General features: G+C 65.0%; 18 protein-coding genes. 12 read left to right on the top strand and 6 right to left on the bottom strand.

The window, feature by feature from the left end:
* Window positions 1–36: 36 nt before the first annotated feature.
* The 3 genes from DES43_RS02830 to DES43_RS02820 are packed head-to-tail and all read left to right on the top strand — an operon-like array spanning window position 37 to window position 3,082.
* Window positions 37–1,104 carry an ABC transporter ATP-binding protein gene (locus DES43_RS02830; protein ID WP_035021884.1) on the top strand — a complete coding sequence of 356 codons (1,068 nt, stop codon included), beginning with the start codon at window positions 37–39 and terminating at the stop codon, window positions 1,102–1,104.
* Window positions 1,101–2,282, top strand: coding sequence for an ABC transporter permease (locus DES43_RS02825; protein WP_035022676.1), 1,182 nt, complete (start codon window positions 1,101–1,103; stop codon window positions 2,280–2,282). Before DES43_RS02830 ends, DES43_RS02825 begins: the two co-directional genes overlap by 4 nt.
* On the top strand, window positions 2,282–3,082 hold the full coding sequence (locus DES43_RS02820) for an ABC transporter permease (protein ID WP_035021881.1): 801 nt from the start codon (window positions 2,282–2,284) through the stop codon (window positions 3,080–3,082). Before DES43_RS02825 ends, DES43_RS02820 begins: the two co-directional genes overlap by 1 nt.
* A 6-nt stretch (window positions 3,083–3,088) precedes the next feature.
* Here the strand turns inward: DES43_RS02820 and DES43_RS02815 are convergent, their stop codons facing one another.
* The 4 genes from DES43_RS02815 to DES43_RS02800 all read right to left on the bottom strand — a co-directional run bounded on the left by DES43_RS02815 (window position 3,089) and on the right by DES43_RS02800 (window position 8,197).
* On the bottom strand, window positions 3,089–3,805 hold the full coding sequence (locus DES43_RS02815) for a helix-turn-helix transcriptional regulator (RefSeq protein ID WP_035022674.1): 717 nt from the start codon (window positions 3,803–3,805) through the stop codon (window positions 3,089–3,091).
* Between the two features lie 254 nt (window positions 3,806–4,059).
* On the bottom strand, window positions 4,060–4,320 hold the full coding sequence (locus DES43_RS02810; protein WP_036992176.1) for a hypothetical protein: 261 nt from the start codon (window positions 4,318–4,320) through the stop codon (window positions 4,060–4,062).
* 102 nt (window positions 4,321–4,422) lie between these two features.
* On the bottom strand, window positions 4,423–6,186 hold the full coding sequence (locus DES43_RS02805) for an SLC13 family permease (RefSeq protein WP_035022672.1): 1,764 nt from the start codon (window positions 6,184–6,186) through the stop codon (window positions 4,423–4,425).
* 103 nt (window positions 6,187–6,289) lie between these two features.
* Window positions 6,290–8,197, bottom strand: a complete 1,908-nt coding sequence (locus tag DES43_RS02800) for a propionyl-CoA synthetase (protein ID WP_035021877.1) — start codon at window positions 8,195–8,197, stop codon at window positions 6,290–6,292.
* A gap of 139 nt (window positions 8,198–8,336) precedes the next feature.
* Here DES43_RS02800 and DES43_RS22280 point away from each other — a divergent pair, with 139 nt between their 5' ends.
* From DES43_RS22280 to leuC, 5 genes are all read left to right on the top strand, one after another.
* Window positions 8,337–8,498, top strand: a complete 162-nt coding sequence (locus DES43_RS22280; RefSeq protein ID WP_166647703.1) for a hypothetical protein — start codon at window positions 8,337–8,339, stop codon at window positions 8,496–8,498.
* A gap of 226 nt (window positions 8,499–8,724) precedes the next feature.
* Window positions 8,725–9,258: a 50S ribosomal protein L19 gene (rplS, locus tag DES43_RS02795; RefSeq protein WP_035021875.1), complete on the top strand. Its 534-nt coding sequence runs from the start codon at window positions 8,725–8,727 to the stop codon at window positions 9,256–9,258.
* Between the two features lie 123 nt (window positions 9,259–9,381).
* Window positions 9,382–10,179 carry a transporter substrate-binding domain-containing protein gene (locus DES43_RS02790; protein ID WP_035021873.1) on the top strand — a complete coding sequence of 266 codons (798 nt, stop codon included), beginning with the start codon at window positions 9,382–9,384 and terminating at the stop codon, window positions 10,177–10,179.
* A 91-nt stretch (window positions 10,180–10,270) separates the two neighbouring features.
* The gene (locus DES43_RS02785) at window positions 10,271–11,086 is read left to right on the top strand and encodes an amino acid ABC transporter permease (RefSeq protein WP_035021871.1); all 816 of its coding nucleotides are present in this window, start codon (window positions 10,271–10,273) and stop codon (window positions 11,084–11,086) included.
* A gap of 242 nt (window positions 11,087–11,328) precedes the next feature.
* The gene (gene leuC / locus DES43_RS02775; protein WP_035021869.1) at window positions 11,329–12,738 is read left to right on the top strand and encodes a 3-isopropylmalate dehydratase large subunit; all 1,410 of its coding nucleotides are present in this window, start codon (window positions 11,329–11,331) and stop codon (window positions 12,736–12,738) included.
* A gap of 176 nt (window positions 12,739–12,914) precedes the next feature.
* Here leuC and DES43_RS02770 read toward each other — a convergent pair whose 3' ends face one another.
* Both DES43_RS02770 and DES43_RS02765 read right to left on the bottom strand, forming a co-directional pair.
* On the bottom strand, window positions 12,915–13,226 hold the full coding sequence (locus DES43_RS02770) for a hypothetical protein (RefSeq protein ID WP_035021866.1): 312 nt from the start codon (window positions 13,224–13,226) through the stop codon (window positions 12,915–12,917).
* Window positions 13,227–13,385: 159 nt separating this feature from the next.
* The gene (locus tag DES43_RS02765; protein ID WP_035021863.1) at window positions 13,386–13,739 is read right to left on the bottom strand and encodes a hypothetical protein; all 354 of its coding nucleotides are present in this window, start codon (window positions 13,737–13,739) and stop codon (window positions 13,386–13,388) included.
* A 359-nt stretch (window positions 13,740–14,098) separates the two neighbouring features.
* On the opposite strand from DES43_RS02765, the gene DES43_RS22625 reads away from it, so the two are divergent.
* The 4 genes from DES43_RS22625 (at window position 14,099) to sdhA (ending at window position 17,357) form a co-directional block, all read left to right on the top strand.
* Window positions 14,099–14,485, top strand: a complete 387-nt coding sequence (locus DES43_RS22625) for a hypothetical protein (protein ID WP_084496336.1) — start codon at window positions 14,099–14,101, stop codon at window positions 14,483–14,485.
* Window positions 14,486–14,730: 245 nt separating this feature from the next.
* Window positions 14,731–15,153, top strand: coding sequence for a succinate dehydrogenase, cytochrome b556 subunit (gene sdhC, locus DES43_RS02755; RefSeq protein ID WP_035021860.1), 423 nt, complete (start codon window positions 14,731–14,733; stop codon window positions 15,151–15,153).
* Window positions 15,150–15,545, top strand: a complete 396-nt coding sequence (gene sdhD / locus DES43_RS02750) for a succinate dehydrogenase, hydrophobic membrane anchor protein (RefSeq protein WP_035021857.1) — start codon at window positions 15,150–15,152, stop codon at window positions 15,543–15,545. The genes sdhC and sdhD overlap by 4 nt, the downstream gene beginning before the upstream one ends.
* Window positions 15,546–15,548: 3 nt before the next feature.
* A complete protein-coding gene (gene sdhA / locus DES43_RS02745) occupies window positions 15,549–17,357 on the top strand; it encodes a succinate dehydrogenase flavoprotein subunit (RefSeq protein ID WP_035021854.1) in 1,809 nt (602 codons plus the stop codon).
* Window positions 17,358–17,359 lie beyond the last annotated feature (2 nt).

Raw genomic sequence — 17,359 nt, 5'->3', positions numbered from 1 at the left:
TCACAGAGGACCGTTCCCCGGGGACGGTGGTTGCCGTTGAGCCAGTCGAACATAAGATTTGAGAAAGTCAGCAAAGCCTACGGCACGCTGCGGGTGGTGGACGATCTCGACCTGACGATCGATGAGGGCGAGTTCCTCAGTCTGCTCGGTCCTTCCGGCTCGGGCAAGACCACGATCCTGATGATGCTGGCCGGCTTCGAAGCGCCGAGCGGCGGCACCATCTCCGTCGGCAGCCAGCGCATCGACCCTTTGCCGCCGCACAGGCGCAATATGGGCGTGGTGTTCCAGAACTATGCGCTCTTTCCGCATATGAGCGTGGCCGCCAATGTCGCCTTCCCCCTGGAAATGCGCGGCACGCCGCGCTTGGAGATCGACAGCAAGGTGGCGCGCGCGCTCGACATGGTGCAGCTCGGCGCGATGAAGGACCGCCGCCCCGCGCAGCTTTCCGGCGGCCAGCAGCAGCGCGTGGCGCTGGCGCGGGCGCTGGTGTTCGAGCCCTCGGTGGTTCTCATGGACGAGCCGCTCGGCGCGCTCGACAAGCAGTTGCGCGAGCAGATGCAGCTCGACATCCGCGCCTTGCACAAGCGGCTCGGCCTGACCATCGTGTTCGTGACCCACGACCAGTCCGAGGCGCTGACCATGTCGGACCGCATCGCGGTGTTCAACCGCGGCAAGATCGAGCAGATCGGCACTCCGCGCGAAATCTACGACCAGCCGCGCTCGCGCTTCGTGGCCCAGTTCATCGGCGAGACCAATCTGGTCGAAGGCACGCTCGCCGAGGCCGGCGATGCCGGTGCGACGGTGAAGCTGGAAGGCGGCGGCACGATCCGCGTCCAGCCGTCGGACCTGCGGCCTGAGGCCGGCAGAATTCTCGTCTCGGTGCGGCCCGAGCGTATCCGTCTCGGGCCGGACGCCGCTTCGGAGAACGCATATCCGGCCACGGTGACCGACGCCGTCTATCATGGCGACCATCTGCGGATACAGCTCGACAACGGCGCTTTCGGCTTCGTCGCCAAGGCGGACCGCAAGACGGCCGAATTCAACCCCGGCGACAGGGTGATGGTGTCGTTCGCACCGTCCGATTGCTGGATGCTGCCGGCATGAGCGAGACCTCGCTGAAAGGACGCCTCGGAGCGCTGGCGCTGGTCGCGCCGCTGGTTCTGTTCCTTGCCATCTTCTTTGCCTGGCCGCTGGTCTCCATGCTGAAGGAATCGGTGTCCGATCCGGTCGGCTCGCATGCCTTTCCGCTCACCGCCGCTGTTGCCGGTGACTGGGACCGCCAGTCGGAGCCGCCCGAGGCGCTGAAGCAGGCCTTTGTGGACGATCTGCGCGCCATAGACGACCAGCAATTGCTGGGCGATGCGGTGCGCCGCCTCAACAGTGCCCAGAACGGCTTTCGCACGCTGATGAGCCGCACCATCCGGGCGGTGGAAGAGCAACCGGAAGGGCCGCTCGATCTGGTCGCGGTGGACAGGCGCTGGGCGGATGTGCGCTTCTGGCGCGCGGTGGCCGACTCGACCAATCCCTACACCGACCGCTATCTGCTGGCGGCGCTGGATTATGAGCGCGACGCCAGCGGCAGGATCTCCGCCCTGCCGGCGGAAACCTCGGCCAACACGGCCATCCTGCTGCGCACGCTGGGCATCGGCGCGGTGGTGACGCTGGCCTGCGCGCTGATCGGCCTGCCCTATGCGATGCTGGTGGCATCCGTCGATGGCTGGAAGCGGCAGGTTCTGCTCGGCGCGGTGCTGCTGCCGCTATGGACGTCGCTTTTGGTGCGCACGGCCGCCTGGTTCATCCTGCTTCAGGAGCAGGGCCTCATCAACGATACGCTGATGTCGCTCGGCCTCATCGGCAGCCCGCTGCCGCTGATCTTCAACCGGCTGGGCGTCGTCATTGCCATGACCCATGTGCTGCTGCCATTCATGGTGCTGCCGATCTATTCGGTCCTGCTGTCGATCCCGCGCAACCTGATGCCGGCGGCGGCTTCGCTCGGCGCGCCGCCATGGCGGGCGTTCCTGCGCGTGCTTCTGCCGCTGTCGCTGCGCGGCGTGGTGTCCGGCTCGCTGCTCGTGTTCATGACCGCCATCGGCTACTACATCACGCCCGCGCTGATCGGCGGCGCGCAGGACCAGATGATCTCGTCGGTCATCGCCTTCTACGCCATCGGCTCGGCCAACTGGGGCATGGCGGGCGCGCTGGGCGCGATCCTGCTGGTCGCCACGCTGGCGCTCTACACGGTGTACGGGCGGCTCTCCGCCGACCGCGCGGGAGGCCGCTGATGCGCGCGGCGACTCTCTTCAAGCTGCTGTTCGGCGTGCTGGCGGTGGTGTTCCTGATCGCGCCGCTGGTGGCCATCCTGCCGCTCGCCTTCACCTCCAGCGTGTTCCTCACCTATCCGATCCCCGGCTATTCGATGCGCTGGTTCAATGAACTGGCAAACGCCAATGTCTGGCGCATGTCGATCATCAACAGCCTCATCATCGGCACCGGCACCACGCTGCTTGCCGGAACGCTGGGAACGCTGGCAGCACTCGGTCTGCGCAATGCGGGGCTGGTGCTGCCCGGCCTTTTCCGCACCGTGTTCCTTTTGCCGATGGTGGTGCCGGCGGTGGTGCTGGGCGTCGGCATGCAGGTGTTCTTCGTGCATCTGGGCCTCGCCAACTCCTATGCCGGCGTCATCGCCGCCCATTCGGTGGTCGCGGTCCCCTTCGTCGTCGTTTCGGTGACGGCCTCGCTCGCAGGCATCGACCGGCGGGTGGAGCGCGCGGCGGCCAGCCTCGGGGCCTCGCCCTTCACGGTGTTCAGGCGCGTGACCCTGCCGCTGGCGCTGCCGGGCATACTGTCCGGCGCGGTGTTCGCCTTCGCCACCTCGCTCGACGAGGTGGTGCTGACGCTGTTCGTTGCCGGCCCCAACCAGCGCACGCTGGCGCGGCAGATGTTCTCCTCCATCCGCGAGAACATCAGCCCGGCGATTGCCGCCGCCGCCTTCCTGTTCATCGTCGGCACGCTGCTGATCGCCGCCATCGCCGTGCTGGTCAGGCGGCGTACGGAGAAGATGAAGCAACCTGCGGAGGCGTAGGCCGTCTCACAGGCCCCTGGCGGCGGGGCCTGTGCCGTAGGTCTCGCTGCTCTCGGCTGCGCGGTAGAAGTCGGCCAGCCGCTTGCCGGGCTCGGGCCGGAAGCTGCGCTCGGCTTTTTTCAGCAATGTGATGCGGTCGATGCGGAAGGCGCGGAAGTCGTCGCGCATCTCGCACCAGGCGATCAGCGTCCACACCTTGCCCCAGAACCACAGGCCGAGCGGGCGGATGTCGCGCACCGTGGTGCGGCCGGCCTCGTCGCTGTAGTGGAGGGTCAGAACCTGCCGCTTCTCCACCGCGCGCTCGATGATGTCGAGCGCCTCGCGGGCCGCGTCGCTCACCACCCAGAGCGGGGTGTGGATCTCGGTGCGGGCGATGCGCTCACGCTCGGTCTGCGGCAGCACGGCGCCGATCTTGACCAGCGCCTCGTCGGCGGCGCGCGCCATGGCCGCTCCGCCGAAGGCGCGCACCATGCGGGCGCCCGCGACCAGCGCCACGATCTCGTCACGCGTGAACATCAGCGGCGGAAGGTCGAAGCCTTCGCGCATCAGGTAGCCGACGCCCGCCTCGCCGTCGATCGGCACGCCGGTCGATTGCAGGTCGGCTATGTCGCGGTAGATGGTGCGTTCGGATACTTCCAGCCATGTCGCCAGCTTGTGGGCGGTGACCAGACGGCCGCCGCGCAGATGCTGCACGATCTGGAAAAGCCTGTCGGCCCTGCGCATGTCCTGCTCCCTCGGCATATCTGCCCCGAGCCACCGTCATAAGCTGACAATCGCCTCTCCGGCGGCCCGTGCCAAGCCATAATTGCCATTGTGCTGCTGACAGCATGGTGTCAGGAGTTGCCGGCATGCCCTGCGCGAATGGTGCGCGCATTGTTCCATCCCGACGCGTCGCTCGGGAAACAGCAGCATGTGCAACCGGGAGCGGCAACGGCCGGGGCAGTTGCCGGTGCAGCGATTTCCCCGAGCATGGCCGCTCACACCGGGCATTGCGGCGGGATCTGGGGCGGTACCCAGCCCTTTCTGCGCGGCAGGGCCGCGCTGCGGGTTTCCGCAAGCGTGGCTTCGGTTCGCGCAAAGCGATCCGCGCCATCAAGTTGCAGATCCGGCCAGCCGATATCGGCCTGCATTTCCGGGGGCAGGGAGGCCAGAAGGCGAATGGTACGGACCTCCCTGCGCCGGATGCGGGCCAGTTCCACATAGTGTGCGATGGTGTTGAAAATGCCGGTGCCGGACATGGTCATTCTCCTTTCGAAATGTCGGAGGCACCATCGCACAGGTCTGCTGACAGCCTTCTGTCAGCAACGGAAAAGGTCGTGAAGCAGGTCGAAAGGGCGTTCCTACAGCGGCCACACCAGCATGAGCATGGGAACGGCCACGAGGATCACCATGAAGGACAGCGGCAGGCCGAGGCGCGGATAATCCGAGAAGCGATAGCCGCCGGGGCCCATGACCAGCGTGTTGCACTGGTGGCCGATGGGCGTCAGGAAATCGCAGCCGGCGCCGATGGCGACCGCCATCAGGAATGCCTCCGGCTTATAGCCCAGATTGGTGGCGAAGCCGGCAGCGATGGGTGCCATGACCAGAACCGTCGCGGCGTTGTTGAGGAAGGGCGTCACCATCATGGCGGCAATCAGCATCAGCGCCAGAGCGCCGTAGCCGGGCAGCATGTTGCCGAAATCGGCGAGCAGCGCCGCGATGACATCCGTCGCGCCGGTGGTCCGCAACGAGTCGCTGACCGGGATCAGGGCGGCGAGCATGACGAGGATCGGTCCGTCAAGCGAATCATAGGCTTCGCGCAACGGAATGGCGCGGAACAGCACCATCGCCACCGCCGCGGAGAAGAAGGCGAGGGCGACCGGCAGCAGCCCGAGCGCGGTCGCGCCCATGGCGGCAACCAGGATCGATACCGGCACCAGCCCCCGTCGCACGCTGCCCAGCAGCACCTGCCTTTCGGCGAGCGGCAGCAATTCGAAATCCTTGAGAAACTGCGGCAGGGTCTGGCTGTCGCCGCGCAGCATGACGATGTCGCCGAAATTGAGGGTGATGGTGCCGAGACGCTGGTCGAGCCGCTCGCCCTTGCGGGAAACGGCGAGCAGGCTCACATTGAAGCGGTCGTAGAGCATGAGGTGCTGGGCCGACCAGCCGATCAGGCTGGAATTCTTTGTCACAACCGCTTCGACGGCCATCGATTCCGGGCTCGTTCCCTTGCCGCGCCCGGCCCCGACATGGAGCTTGGCCTGAGCGACGAGGCGGTCGAGCGCTTCCTGTCTGCCCTCGATCAGAACCACATCGTCCTCGCGCAATATGGCGTCCGGCAGCGGGGCGATACGCAGGCTTCCTTCCCGCAAGATGGCGGTGATGGCAGCCTCGCCAGCGGAAATCCTCAGCAGCGCGGAGAGCGGCTTGCCGGCGACGGTGGATTCTGCGGTGATGCGCGCCTCGGCGGAGTAGTTTTCCATGGCAAGCGCGGCATTGAGGCCATTGTCGGTGCGCTCGCGCGACGGCACCAGAAAGTGGAACAGCGTAAGGAACAGGCATCCGGCCGCCGTCAGCGCGAGCCCGACCGGCGTGAAATCGAACATGGAAAAGGCGGTGCCGGTCAGGTCTTCGCGCAGGCGTGAAACCACGACATTGGGCGAGGTGCCGATCTGCGTCATCAGGCCGCCGAGCAGGGAGGCGAAGGCCATCGGCATCAGGAACAGCGAGGGCGAAACGCCGGAGCGGCGGGCGAACTGGAAGGCGATCGGGATCATGATCGCCAGCGCGCCGATGTTCTTCACGAAGGCGGAAAGCACGGCGACGGTGATCACCAGCAGCGCAAGCTGGGCGCGCACCGAACCGACGCCGGGCGCATAGCGCTGCAAGGCATATTCCATGATGCCGCTGCGCGCCACGCCGGCGCTGACCAGCAGCGCGCTGCCGACGATGATGACGATGTCGTCGCTGAACCCGGAAAATGCCTCCCCGAACGGCACGACGCCGACGGCCACTGCCGCGAGCAGAGACAGGGCCGCGACCAGATCGTAGCGCAGGCGACCCCATATGAAGGCCGCCATCATCATAACGATGACTGCAAACGACAGGATCTGGGGCAATGTCAGCATGGTTTTTCCCGATTTCAAAGATAAACGCCGCATAGCGGCGTCTATCCATCTCAACAGGGAAAGATTATGCTGCGATGCTCATGTCAAGCGGCACCATGTTTCAATGGCTTATCCCGCGCGCCCTGAGCACGGCGTCGATCTCGTCCAGAGCGGCCGGATCGTCTATGGTCGCCGGCATCTTCCAGTCCTGCCGGTCGGCGATCTTCTGCATGGTGGCGCGCAGCACCTTGCCCGATCGCGTCTTCGGCAGCCGCTTGATGGTCAGCACCGTCTTGAAAGCGGCTACCGGCCCGATGCGTTCGCGAACCAGTGTCACCACCTCCTTCTCGATGATGGCCGTGTCGCGCGCGACACCGGCGTTGAGCACCACGAAACCGAGCGGCGCCTGTCCTTTCAGCGAATCGGCAATGCCGATGACAGCGCATTCGGCGACGTCGGGATGGGCGGCCAGCACCTCCTCCATCGCGCCCGTGGACAGACGGTGGCCGGCGACATTGATGATGTCGTCGGTGCGCGCCATGACGAAAAGGAAGCCGTCTTCGTCGAGGATGCCGGCGTCGGCGGTGTTGTAGAAGCCCGGGAAGGCATCGAGATAGGATTTGCGGAACCGTTCGTCGGCCTCCCACAGCGTGGGCAGGCAGCCCGGCGGCAGAGGCAGCTTGAGCACCACATTGCCCAGCGTGCCGGCGGGAACCTCATGGCCCTCGTCGTCCAGCACGCGGATGTCATAGCCGGGCATCGGAACGCCGGGCGATCCGTATTTGACCGGAAGCATGCCGAGGCCGACCGGGTTATGGGTGATCGGCGCGCCGGTCTCCGTCTGCCACCAGTGGTCGATGACCGGGATGCCGAGGCGCTGCTCAGCCCATTTGATGGTCTCGGGATCGGCGCGCTCGCCAGCCAGGAACAGCGTTCGGAGGGTCGACAGATCGTATTTGCCGATGAACTCTCCCTGCGGATCCTGCCCCTTGATGGCGCGGAAGGCGGTCGGCGCGGTGAACAGGGCCACCACGCCATGATCGGAAATGACGCGCCAGTAGGTGCCGGCATCGGGCGTGCCGACGGGCTTTCCTTCGAACATTACCGTGGTGCAGCCGTGCAGCAACGGCGCATAGACGATGTAGGAATGGCCGACCACCCAGCCGACGTCGGAAGCAGCCCAGAACACTTCGCCCGGCTTGACGCCGAACTCGTTCTCCATGGTCCATTTCAGCATGACCATATGGCCGCCATTGTCGCGCACAACGCCCTTGGGCTGGCCGGTGGTGCCGGAGGTGTAGAGCACATAGAGCGGATCGGTCGCGGCAACCGGCACGCAGGCTACCTCCGTGCCTGCCTCCTTTTCCCGCGCCACTGCCTCGGCATAGTCGATGTCGCGGCCTGCGATCAGGTCGCATTGAAGCTGCTCGCGCTGGAAGACGACGCAATGCTGCGGGCGGTGTTCGGAAAGCTCGATCGCCTCGTCGAGCAGCGGCTTGTAGGCGACGACACGGTTGGGCTCCAGGCCGCAGGAGGCGGAAATGACCAGCTTCGGCCGTGCGTCGTCGATGCGGGTTGCCAGTTCGCGGGCGGCGAAACCGCCGAAGACGACGGAATGGATGGCGCCGAGACGGGCGCAGGCCAGCATCGCCACGGCGGCCTCCGGGATCATCGGCATGTAGATGATGACCCGGTCGCCCTTTGTCACACCATGTCTGGCGAGCACGGCCGAAAGCGCCACCACTTCGCGCAGCAGTTCGGCATAGGTCAAGCTCGCTTGAGTGCCGGTGATGGCGCTGTCATGGATCACCGCGATCTGGTCGGCACGGCCATTGGCGACGTGGCGGTCGAGCGCATTGTGGCAGGTGTTGCAGGATGCGCCGGTGAACCAGCGGCCATAGATGCCTTCGTTCGGGTCGAACACCTTGTCGCAAGGCTCGAACCAGTCGATTGCGCGGGCCGCCTCCGCCCAGAATGCTTGCGGGTCCCGCTTCCATTGCGCGTAAACCTCATGATAACGCGATAACATGTTCCTGGAACCTCCCTGTTCTCCTCGGCAGATTTGTAAACCCTGAGAAAGGCAGCGTCCATCTGACTAAGGGCCAATGGACGGACTGCCGCAGGTGCGGGGTCTTTGACAGAAACGGACGAGGCTGCTCAAACGGCGCATGACAAAGATCCTCGCTTTCCTGATCCTCGCCATGATGGTGGTCCATCTCGTCAAGCCGCTCGGCCTGCCGGGCCTGAAGCGGCGGGCGGATTTCTGGAAGCTTGCGGTGCTGGCGCTCGGGCTGATGGCACTGGCAGCCGCGGCCAGCCACGGGCGTTGAGCGCAAAGATCGGGCCAACCCCCGTGACAAAGCCTGCGGAATGGTGTATCGCCCCCGCCTGATCGGAGGAATGGGTCTTCCGGTCCGGGTCACCCGTCAATGAAAGACGGTGTAGCCGCCCCTGCCGAAGGTCTTCAGGACTGATGGCATAGCCCAGCGGTCGGGATATTGCTGCGGCGAGTGCAGGGCGCTCTGGCTGTCGCAAGAACAAGAAGTGGATTTGAAGATGGATATCATCCGTCAGCTCGAGGCCGAGCAGGCCGCCAGGATCGAAGAAAAGCGCAAGCTGCCCGAATTCCAGCCCGGCGACACCGTGCGCGTCAACGTGCGCATCACCGAAGGCAGCCGCACCCGCGTGCAGGCCTATGAGGGCGTCGTCATCGCCCGCTCCGGTTCGGGCCTGAACGAGAATTTCACCGTCCGCAAGATTTCCTACGGCGAGGGCGTGGAGCGCGTGTTCCCGGTCTATTCGCCGATGGTCGAGGGCGTCGATGTCGTGCGTCGCGGCAAGGTGCGCCGCGCCAAGCTCTATTACCTGCGTGATCGTCGCGGCAAGTCGGCGCGCATCTCGGAGAACACCGGCGTCCGCGCCCGCAAGCTGAACGAGGCCGAGCGCGAGGCGCTGAACGCCGAGAAGGCCCGCATCGAGGCCGAGAAGATCGCCGCCGCCGAGGCGCTGGCTGCCGAGAAGGCCGCTCAGGAAGCCGCCGAGAAGGCCGCTGCCGAGAAGGCTGCCGCCGAAGCCGCTTCGGCCGAATAAGCAGCCTTTGGCAAGAAATACCGGAAAGGCGGCTTCGGCCGCCTTTTTCGTTGGTTGCAAGGTGCGTTGCGCCGGATAAACTCCCCGCCTGCAAGGGAGAGGAGTGTCATCGTGAAGCATCGCATGTCGAACACCGGACTTTTTCTGGCCGGCCTGCTGGCCTTTGTGCTGATGCCGCTCGCAGCCTCTGCCGAGGCGCTGCCGGATCTCGGCGGGCGCAAGGTCGTGGTGGTGACGGAGAACGCCTATCCGCCCCTCCAGTTCGTCGATCCCAGGACCGGCGAGCGGAAGGGCTGGGAATATGACGCCATGGACGAGATCGCGAAGCGGCTCAATTTCGCGGTCGAATATCGCAACGCCTCATGGGACGTGATGATCCAGGCGGTGGCCGACGGCCAGTACGACATCGGCATGGACGGCATCACCATCAACGACGAGCGCAAGGCGAAGATCGATTTCTCCGCTCCCTATATGCGTTCGGAACAGTTCATGCTGGTGCGCGCCGACGAAACCCGGTTCACCGACGCGGGCAGTTTCGCTGCCTTTTCGGACGGCCTGATCGGCGCCCAGCCCGGCACCACGCCGTTCTACACCACCGTCTACAGCGTGCTCGACGGCAATGAGCAGAACCCGCGCATCAAGCTGTTCGAGACGTTCGGCGCCACCATTCTGGCGCTGATCTCGGGCGATATCGACGCCGTGCTCACCGACGGCACCGCCGGCGAGGGCTATGTCGAATCCTCCGGTGGCGGGCTGAAGATGATCGGCGGGCCGCTCGGCTCGGAGGATTTCGGCTTCATCTTCGCCAAGGGCTCCGATCTGATCGCGCCGGTGAATGCGGCCATCGCCGACATGAAGGCGGACGGCACCCTGGAGAAGCTGACCGTCAAATGGTTCCGCGACTACAAGATGGGCGAGTGAGCGGCGCGGCAATGGCAGTTCCGGCGGCGCTCTGGCCGGGGAGGCGGGAAGGGGTGTAGGAAGCCTTTCCCGCAACAGCCCGAGCTTCTTCATGCAATCTCCCAAACGTGTCAGGAAAGCCGATTTCCCGTGGTGGCTGGTGGCGGCTTGCGCACTGGCGCTGGCTGCGGGTCTCGCCATCGCGGGAAACGATGTCTATGCGCAGGTCTTCGCCACTGTCTCCAAGGGCGTCGGCATCACCGTTTTCGTCACGCTGGTGGCCTTCGTTCTGGCCTCGGCGGCGGGGCTCGGCATCGCGCTGATGGCGCTGTCGTCCTCGCTGTGGCTGAGGCAGGCGGCGCGCTTCTATGTCGAGATCATCCGCGGTGTGCCGATGCTGGTGCTGCTGTTCTGGGTCGCGTTCGTTGGGGCGCCTGGGCTTGTGGCGGGATGGAACTGGTTGACGCTGCCCTTGCAGGATGCCGGGCTGCTGGCGCCCGCCATGGTCCGCGACGTCTCGCTGCTGTGGCGCGCCATTCTGGCGCTGGCCATCGGCTATTCGGCCTTCATCGCGGAAGTGTTCCGGGCGGGCATCCAGTCGGTCGATCCTGGGCAGGTCGAGGCGGCGCAGGCGCTGGGGCTGACGCGCATCCAGCGCTTCCGGCTGATCGTGCTGCCGCAGGCGATCCGCACCATATTGCCGCCGCTCGGCAACGACTTCATCGCCATGGTCAAGGACAGCTCGCTGGTCTCGGTGCTGGGCGTCGCCGACATCACGCAGATGGCCAAGATCTATGCGTCCGGTTCGTTCCGCTTTTTCGAGACCTATTCCATCGTGGCCTATATCTACCTCATCCTTACCGTCGGGCTGTCCATGGCGCTGCGGGGGCTGGAGCAGCGCATGCGCCGCAGCCACTCGCGCGACTGACAGACGCACCGCTTGCGCGGCGATTGCCGTACCGGCAAAAGATTGGTATCTGTGGGGCGATGGAAGAACTGTTTGGAGACCCGTGCTACAAAGGGTTCGTGCTGCAGGACAAGAAGCGCCTGCCGGCACGTTTCTTTGCGTGGGTCTCAGGCTCGGCGACCAGCCGACTTCGCTAGCGCGCGCCTGATCGCCATCGGCCCGATCTGAGGGCCTTCCTTTCCATTATCGACGGATTTACGCAAATGAGCGCACCGCGCACCCTCTACGACAAGATTTTCGACGATCACGTGGTCGACCGTCAGGACGACGGCACCTGCCTGCTCTACATCGACCGCCATCTCGTGCATGAAGTGACCAGCCCGCAGGCATTCGAAGGGCTGCGCATGGCCGGCCGCAAGGTCCGCCATCCCGAGCGGACGCTGGCGGTGGTCGACCACAACGTGCCGACCTCACCCGACCGCGTCAACGGCATCAAGAACGAGGAAAGCCGTATCCAGGTCGAGGCGTTGGCGAAGAACGCTGCCGACTTCGGCGTCGAGTACTATTCCGAGAAGGACCGCCGGCAGGGCATCGTCCACATCATCGGCCCCGAGCAGGGGTTCACCCTGCCGGGGATGACCATCGTGTGCGGCGACAGCCACACCTCCACGCATGGCGCGTTCGGCGCGCTGGCGCATGGCATCGGCACCTCGGAGGTCGAGCATGTGCTGGCCACCCAGACGCTGATCCAGAAGAAGGCGAAGAACATGCTGGTGCGCGTCGACGGCCAGTTGCCGGCCGGCGTCACCGCCAAGGACATCATTCTCGCCATCATCGGCGAGATCGGCACCGCCGGCGGCACCGGCTACGTCATCGAATATGCCGGCGAGGCGATCCGCTCGCTGTCGATGGAAGGCCGCATGACGGTCTGCAACATGTCGATCGAAGGCGGCGCCCGCGCCGGCCTGATCGCGCCCGACGAGACGACCTTCGCCTATGTGAAGGACAAGCCGCGCGCGCCCACGGGCAAGGCGTGGGACATGGCGCTCGACTACTGGAAGACGCTCAAGACCGACGAGGGCGCCCATTTCGACAAGGTCGTCGTGCTCGACGCAGCCTCGCTGCCGCCGATCGTCACATGGGGATCATCGCCGGAAGATGTGGTGTCCGTCACCGGCACGGTTCCGGATCCGGAGCTGATCGAGGACGAGAACAAGCGCAATTCCAAGAAGCGGGCGCTGGACTATATGGGGCTCACCGCCGGAACGAAGATCACCGACATCGAGATCGACCGCGTGTTCATCGGCTCCTGCACCAATGGCCGCATCGAGGATCTGCGCGCGGTGGCAGAGGTCGCCAAAGGCAAGCACGTCAATCCGCGCGTCAATGCCATGATCGTTCCGGGCTCGGGCCTCGTGAAGGCGCAGGCCGAGGCCGAAGGGCTCGACAAGATCTTCATCGAGGCCGGCTTCGACTGGCGCGAGCCGGGCTGCTCCATGTGCCTTGCCATGAACGACGATCGCCTGAGCCCCTACGAGCGTTGCGCCTCGACCTCGAACCGCAATTTCGAGGGCCGTCAGGGTTTCAAGGGCCGCACCCATCTGGTGTCGCCGGCCATGGCGGCGGCGGCGGCCATCGCCGGTCACTTCGTGGATATCCGCGACTGGAAATAAGGGACGATCATTGCCGGTCCCGGAAAAGCCCCGCGATGGCGCGGGGCTTTTTCACCAGAGCATTTTGCAGCCAAATGGAAACATTTGGCGTCGCACAAATGTAGTATAAACAAACATTTAGATCATTTCATCGATTCCGTGAAACGATGAAATGATCCAAAGGCCCGCTGGCGGCCTCAGTCCGGACGACGCACGAATTCGTGGTAGGAATCGCGCCGGCCGGGCACATCCTTGCCGACCACGAGCGCAAGATGCGCCGCGTCGAACAGCTGGAACCATTCGTCCCATTCGACCAGCTCGTAGCCGCCGGCATTGATCGGCCGTTCGGCCTGTCCGGTGTCCGCATAGGCGTGCTGGCCGAAGACGAGGCGCAGCATCGGCTGCGTTCCGGCTTCGGGGGACACGTCCACGACCGCGGGCGATCCGGCGCGCGCTGCCGCCCAGTCCCTGATTGCGTCGTGATCGGTAAGTGTGACCGTTTCGGCCATATCAAGTCTCCTTCGCCCATTGGCGGACAGTGCCGGCCCGTAGTCGGAACTCCGCACCGGCAGCATCGCATAAAAGTCGATGCAGCGTGACACTGCATAGACGGCACCGGCCTGCCCGAACCTTCCGGAAGCGGGCTCGCAAGCGACTGTGCATGAAGCTCAGCGGCAAGGGCTCAGTTCGGGCATCTCGCCGTCGGACAGTCCGTACATGTAGCTGCGGCCCTTGACGAAAACCGGTGGCCGGTAACAGTCAGCCGCCCATGCCGCATTTTCTTCCGCTCTGTCGAGATAGATGACCTTGGGCGCATTCGACGCCGCGTAGGCGGCCACCTGCCGGGCCATGTGGCCCTCGCCGACGACAATGCGCTTGTAGCCCGCGGCGCTGTCGACGACGAGATTGCCGAAGGAATCGGCGTAGACATGGTCGCCCCGCTGCCCCGCCGCAGCCGGCAGGGCCTGGCAAAGGGCGAATGTGGCGACGGCGAATGCCGGCAGGCAAATACTGGAGCGCATGACCGCCTCTCCCCGATAATGGCGGAACAACTGCCGCCTTGACCTTGTGCTCCACAATTAATCATTTCTTAATCTTTGTTAAGAGGGGAAGGCGATACCGCGTTTCGCGCCGGCTCTCTCCGCCGGGAATCGGCAGCTTGTGCCTATCCGTTTGATGTCGTGGGACATTTGTCGTGGCTCACGCCGCTTTTTGCCTTCCGCACGGCGAACAGGCTTGATCCGGTGGCGCTCGCGCGGTTACATCGCACGGCATCCTGCAGGGATGCTTCTGGTTCGGTTGCAGGCCAAACTCCCGAATCGATGCGCAAGCGGAAGCTGTTTCCGGGCCTGTCCGGCCCATGCTCCCAGGAGGTGATCCGATGAAACTGTGCCGGATGGCGAGGGTGGCTGTTACGCTTTTTTCCGTTGTCTGCGCGGGCTGCGTGTCGAACCAGGCGGGCAGGGTGCTTGACGACAAGACGCTGGTGGGGCCGGAGGGCGAGCAGGGATCGATGGCGATCGTCGCCGAGAAGGAGGCCGCGCAGCCGGCCACCGCGACCTACAATTGCGCCGACGGCAGCATGATGACCATCCGCAATCTCGGCACGTCCATTCGCGTTGTCGGGCCGGACGAGGAAGAGGAACTGCCTGCATCGCCCGCCAATCAGCGCAGCCGTTACGGCCAGGGCGTCGATGCCATCGTTCTCGACGGGCGAGAGGCGCTCGTGGTCAAAGGACGCCATTCACCGCTCACCTGTACAAGGTGAGTATTTTAGTCAGGTTAAGTATTTGTCGCCCTGATCTTGAACTTCCTTAATCGGTTGAACGTCAGCAAACCGAATTGCTCAGACTAAATTATGAATAGAAAACGGTTTTCTGGCTTTGACGCGGTGCAAAAAGAGTTCTAGAACGCCGCAGTCCTAAAGTCGTTTTTCGAACCGGCAGTGACGCATCCGCGTCGGAATGCCCGTGCATTGCAGCCCAGTTCGGGAAGCCCAGTTTTGGGGGAGCCATGAGCCGTTCACCAGCCACCCATGCACAGCCGAGACCTCGGCCGCTGTCGCCACACCTGACGATCTACCGGCCCAGGATCACGATGACCACGTCGATCCTGCACCGCATCACCGGCGGCGCGCTTTATGTCGGCACGCTTCTGGTCGCGCTCTGGCTGATCGCCGCCGCCACGTCGAAGGAGACCTTCGACTACGTCAACTGGTTCTTCGGCACCCTGATCGGCCGGCTCATCCTGTTCGGCTATACATGGGCGCTGATGCTGCACATGCTGGGCGGCATCCGCCACTTCATCTGGGATACCGGCGCGGCGCTTGAGAAGCACACCGCCTCGAAGCTCGCATGGGCGACCTTGGTCGGCTCGGTGGTGCTCACCGTCGCCGTGTGGGTCGTCGGCCTGATCGTTCGGGGAGGCTGGGCATGAGCGCTTCCCGCAAGGACATGCGCACGCCGCTGGCAAAGGTGCGCGGGCTGGGATCCGCCCGCGAGGGCACCATGCATTTCTGGCGCCAGCGCCTCACCGCCGTTGCCAATATTCCGCTGTTCCTGTTCTTCGTCGGCTTCCTGATCGTGATGAACGGGGCCGGCTACGAGGACGTGCGCGCCGCGCTCGCGCATCCGGCCGTGGCGCTGGTGATGGTCGCCATGCTCGTGTCCGGCCTCTATCACATGCGTCTCGGCATGCAGGTCATCATCGAGGACTATGTCCATGGTGAGGGCACGAAGCTCGTGTGCCTCATTCTCAATACTTTCTTTACGGCAGCGGTCGGCATCGTTTCGGTGTTCGCGCTGCTCAAGCTCGCATTCGGAGGCTGACCGGTGGCCGCCTATAATTATGTCGATCACAAATATGATGTCGTTGTCGTCGGCGCCGGCGGCGCCGGCCTGCGGGCCACGCTCGGCATGGCCGAGCAGGGCCTGAGGACCGCCTGCATCACCAAGGTCTTTCCGACCCGCTCGCACACCGTGGCGGCACAGGGCGGCATTGCCGCCTCGCTTCAGAACATGGGGCCGGACCATTGGCACTGGCACCTCTATGACACCGTCAAGGGCTCCGACTGGCTGGGCGACACCGACGCCATGGAATATCTGGCGCGCGAGGCTCCTGCGGCGGTCTACGAGCTGGAGCACTACGGCGTGCCCTTCTCGCGCACCGAAGAGGGCAAGATCTACCAGCGCCCGTTCGGCGGCCACATGCAGAATTTCGGCGACGGCCCGCCCGTGCAGCGCACCTGCGCGGCCGCCGACCGCACCGGCCACGCCATCCTGCACACGCTTTACGGCCAGTCGCTGAAGCACCACGCGCAGTTCTTCATCGAGTATTTCGCTGTCGACCTCATCATGGAGGAGGACGGCACCTGCACCGGCGTGGTGGCGTGGAACCTCGATGACGGCACCATTCACCGCTTTTCCGCCAAGATGGTGGTGCTGGCGACCGGCGGCTATGGCCGCTCCTATTTCTCTGCCACCTCGGCCCATACCTGCACCGGCGACGGCGGCGGCATGGTGGCGCGGGCCGGACTTCCCCTCCAGGACATGGAGTTCGTGCAGTTCCATCCGACCGGCATCTACGGCGCGGGCTGCCTCATCACCGAGGGCGCGCGCGGCGAGGGCGGCTATCTGGTCAACTCCGAGGGCGAGCGCTTCATGGAACGCTACGCGCCGTCGGCCAAGGATCTGGCCTCGCGCGACGTGGTCTCGCGCTGCATGACCATGGAAATCCGCGAGGGCCGCGGGGTCGGCAAGAACAAGGACCACATCTTCCTGCACCTCGACCATCTCGATCCGGCGGTGCTGCATGAGCGCCTGCCCGGCATCTCGGAATCGGCCAGGATCTTCGCCGGCGTCGACCTCACCAAGGAGCCGATCCCGGTGCTGCCGACGGTGCACTACAACATGGGCGGCGTGCCGACCAATTACTGGGGCGAGGCGCTCGACCCGACCGGCAGCGACCCCGACCGCGTCACCCCCGGCCTCATGGCCGTCGGCGAAGCCGGCTGCGCCTCGGTGCACGGCGCCAATCGCCTCGGCTCCAACTCGCTGATCGACCTTGTGGTGTTCGGCCGCGCCGCCGCTATCCGCGCCGGCGAGATCGTCGATCCCAAGTCGGCCGTGCCCGCGCTCAACAAGGCTGCCTGCGACAAGATCATGGATCGCTTCGACCGTCTGCGTCATGCCAGCGGCTCGACGCCGACCGCCGTCATCCGCGAGCGCATGCAGCGCGCCATGCAGGAGGACGCGGCAGTGTTCCGCACGCAGGAATCGCTGGAGAGTGGCTGCAGGCGCATTTCGCAGATCTGGGGCGAACTGAAGGACGTCAAGGTCTTCGACCGCTCGATGATCTGGAATTCCGACCTCGTCGAGACGCTGGAATTGGAAAACCTGATGGCCAACGCCATCACCACCGTCTACAGCGCCGAAGCCCGCAAGGAGAGCCGCGGGGCGCACGCCCGCGAGGATTTCTCCGCCCGCGACGACGTCAACTGGCGCAAGCACACGCTGGCTCATCTGAGCCCCGATGGAAAGGTCACGCTCACCTATCGCCCGGTGCACACCGAGCCGCAGATCAAGCCCGAAGACGGCGGCATCGACCCGGCCAAGATCGCGCCCAAGGCGCGCGTGTATTGAGG

This window comes from Aquamicrobium defluvii, assembly GCF_004363725.1.
In the GTDB taxonomy this organism is placed as follows: domain Bacteria; phylum Pseudomonadota; class Alphaproteobacteria; order Rhizobiales; family Rhizobiaceae; genus Mesorhizobium; species Mesorhizobium defluvii.
Note: the sequence above shows the minus strand (reverse complement) of the source record. Positions and strands in the feature narration are given on the sequence as shown.